4 protein-coding genes are annotated in these 3,076 nt (G+C 57.6%); all 4 read left to right on the top strand.

The features are described 5' to 3' along the window. The first annotated feature begins 378 nt into the window (after positions 1–378). The 4 genes from GT571_RS09900 (at position 379) to GT571_RS09885 (ending at position 2,895) form a co-directional block, all read left to right on the top strand. Positions 379–1,593: a plasmid recombination protein gene (locus GT571_RS09900; RefSeq protein ID WP_161156977.1), complete on the top strand. Its 1,215-nt coding sequence runs from the start codon at positions 379–381 to the stop codon at positions 1,591–1,593. A 54-nt stretch (positions 1,594–1,647) separates the two neighbouring features. Further along, on the top strand, positions 1,648–1,902 hold the full coding sequence (locus GT571_RS09895) for a hypothetical protein (protein ID WP_117843712.1): 255 nt from the start codon (positions 1,648–1,650) through the stop codon (positions 1,900–1,902). Between the two features lie 2 nt (positions 1,903–1,904). Next, positions 1,905–2,186, top strand: coding sequence for a hypothetical protein (locus GT571_RS09890; RefSeq protein ID WP_155086623.1), 282 nt, complete (start codon positions 1,905–1,907; stop codon positions 2,184–2,186). 67 nt (positions 2,187–2,253) lie between these two features. Beyond that, positions 2,254–2,895, top strand: a complete 642-nt coding sequence (locus GT571_RS09885) for a Rep family protein (protein ID WP_155086622.1) — start codon at positions 2,254–2,256, stop codon at positions 2,893–2,895. Positions 2,896–3,076: the final 181 nt, after the last annotated feature.

Raw genomic sequence — 3,076 nt, 5'->3', positions numbered from 1 at the left:
GAATAGACCAGACTTGATTAAGGGTCGATGGACGCTCTGCTCCATCGACCCTTTCCTTGCCCGTGTCTCGACTGGATGAGACCTGCAGAATCGGGCGCCTCATTATTTTTCGCTAACTACGTCCGAAAAATAATGTGACAAATGACAAATGACAAATCGGGTCGAACGGGGTGGTTTGGAGGGGTGAAACCCCTCCATTTCGGCGTAGCCGAATAGGCAAGGAAGAGGTGCCGCCACCGATGACGCGCAGCAATCTCGACCGCTGGGAGGATTGCGGAGAAGCCCCGCAGGGCACGTCCTTAGCGTAGCTAAGGTCTAACGTGCTATACCTTATACTAAGGACTGAACGCATCTTCAACAGTCACAGGGGGTTTACGCGTGGCGCATATCGCGAAATACAAGGCATCGGCGGTCGGCAAGCTCTGCGCCCACTACAACCGCTGGCAAGGCATCGACAACCCGAACGTGAGCCGCGAGAACATCGACAAGAGCCGCACGCATCTCAACTACACCCTGGGTGTGTATGAGAAGGACGGAAAGCGGTTCATCGGCAAGGTTCGGGGTTCGGCTTCGTGGGCAACCGTCAAGGGGCGCATAGACGCCGTGAACGCGCGCGCCAAGGCCGAGGGGAAGCGTGCCACGCGCAAAGACGCAGTGGTGATGGCTGACATGGTCGTGACGTTGCCGCCGAACGTGCCACCAGAAGACGCGTACAAGTTCTTTTGGAATAGCTACCAGTACATCGCCGACCGCGTGGGGCGCGGAAACCTCATGGGCGGCTACGTGCACATGGACGAGACCACGCCGCACATGCACGTACCGTTCACGCCGATTCTTGACGGGCGGTTCAACTACAAGAAGATGTGCGACCGCAAGTTCTATCAGACCTTCCACAAGGGCTTAGGAGACCGCCTTGAGCAGAAGATGGGCTACCGCCCAGAAGTGGAGCTGAGCGAGGAGACGCGGGCGCAGAGGGTCTATACGAGCCGTACAAAGGACATCGACAAGGTGCGCGGTGCGGTCGATAGGGCGATTGTGGAGCCTGCGCAGCAGGAAGCAGATCGAATCGTCGCGGTGGCTAAGGAGGAGGCCGCCGCTCTGCTGCAAGATGCCGAGGCGCAGAAGGCCGACCTTGTGGCACAGATTGCCGACAGGCGGGGAGACCTTGCCGAGCTGGACAGCCAACTCGAAGACGTGAAGCTCGATATTGCCGATGAAGAAGACCGATTGGAGTGTCTTCGGCAACGAGCGGACGGAGTTGCGCGAGACGTTGCAGAGCTTCGACCCATCGCTGCCGAGGTTCGGGGCTGGGAAGCTGCGGGAAAAGCTGAGCGCGGCGCAATCCTCGATAACATCGCTGTTAAGTGCGATGGACTCGCGAGCCGAATCAGAACGGCAGTTGCGGGAATCAAGCTCAAGGTGGAGGAGCTTGCAGAGAGGATTGCCGCGCCAGTGAGGTATGCGCAGCGGAAGAGCGAGCCACGCCAGCAGGGCTTGGACGAGGTGATGGCGCAGGCGCGGGCGGCTGCTGACGCGTGGAACCGCGCCCACCAAGCACCGACAAACAACAGGTGGCGGGGACAGTCGCGCTGATTTGATTCAGTATACTAATCTGGTATACTTATTAGAAAAGAAAGGAGAACGGCAGTGGTCAGAGTGCACGGGAACGCCCTCAAGCATGGGCTTACCAGCGAGGAAGTCGCATATGCGTGGGAGAACCCGATTAGGTGCCGACAGCGAAATGGCACGGATGACCCGCCGCTCTGGATTTCGGTCGGCTCTCTTCCTGACGGGAGGTTTGCCGAGCTGATTGGATTCATGGACATCGACGGCGTTTGGTGCGTGTTCCACGCGATGGTGCCGCCGACGAAGAAGTTCAAGCGTGAGCTGGGATGGAGGTAGACATGAACGGAATCGTTGCCGAGAACGGCAAGGTCGTTACCGACGAGATGATTGCCGACTGGGAGAGCGCTCTTGAGCGTGACGAGTGGCCTAGCGGATGGGTCAACGTCGGTGAGATTGTCGAGGGCAAGCTTCCGAAGGCGGCTCCGGATACCGTGACGCTGTCGCTCAAGGTTCCAGCTGCCATGAAGCGGGCGCTTGAGAAGGAAGCGAAGGCCGAGGGCAAGTCGACGGGCGCATATGCTCGCGGAATCCTCGCCGATGGTCTCATGGCCATAGCGTAAATAGGCAAAAAGAAAGCCCCGGCAAGCTTGGCGGCAGCAGGGGCGTTCGAGACAAGGAAATTATAACATGGCGGCAAATGCTGGCGAGACAAAGGTAAAGCTCTGGGAGGGCATCTGCTATCCAGAGAACATGCGCGACGACTGGCAGGATGAGATAGACGATATTCTCCAAGTGCCATTCGCTTATGCGGTTCACGACATTGACCATGACCAGAAGAGCAAGCAGCGGAAGACGCATGCGCACGTCATCGTTGTCTGGGGTGGCAACACGACCCGCAAGGCAATCATCAACGTTTTGAATCGATTGAGCGCGGACGGCAAGAAGTGTTGTTCGTCTGCCGAGCCAATCAACAACATCAGGCACGCATACGACTACCTGATTCACGACACGGCTTCCTGTCGCAAGAAGGGCAAGGAGCTGTATCCAGTCGAAGCCCGCATCGAGGGGAACAACTTCGACATTGGTCAGCTTGAGCAGCTTTCGACCAAGGACAAGCAGGACATGCTTTTCGAGTTGGTCGGTTTCATCATGTGTGAGAAGTTCGAGACCATCAACGACTTCACGACTGCGGCGTTGAAGGAATTCCCAGAGCAGTATCGAGAAATCATCGTTGGCTACAACTCGATTCTCGAACGCTACTGTCGTGGCAACTATCTGAACGCCGAGCGCCAGCGCAAGCGCATGGAACAGTCAGGTGCCAAAGAGTAGTCGGGTCAATGCAGCAATGCGTGACTACGGGGCGGCGTGGTCTGCGCTCGCGCAGATCTAAGCCGACTCGTTCACGGATTGCGGAATTGACGCGACGGCCAACCGAATAGACCAGACTTGATTAAGGGTCGATGGACGCTCTGCTCCATCGACCCTTTCCTTGCCCGTGTCTCGACTGGAT

It is taken from the genome of Collinsella aerofaciens, from assembly GCF_009876115.1.
In the GTDB taxonomy this organism is placed as follows: domain Bacteria; phylum Actinomycetota; class Coriobacteriia; order Coriobacteriales; family Coriobacteriaceae; genus Collinsella; species Collinsella aerofaciens_N.
This window is presented reverse-complemented; position numbering and strand designations above follow the sequence as displayed.

Bases quoted from the DNA above. Each gene is read 5' to 3' on its own strand.
- GT571_RS09890 (WP_155086623.1), top strand. From the start codon at position 1,905: ATGAACGGAATCGTTGCCGAGAACGGCAAGGTCGTTACCGACGAGATG.
- GT571_RS09885 (WP_155086622.1), top strand. From the start codon at position 2,254: ATGGCGGCAAATGCTGGCGAGACAAAGGTAAAGCTCTGGGAGGGCATC.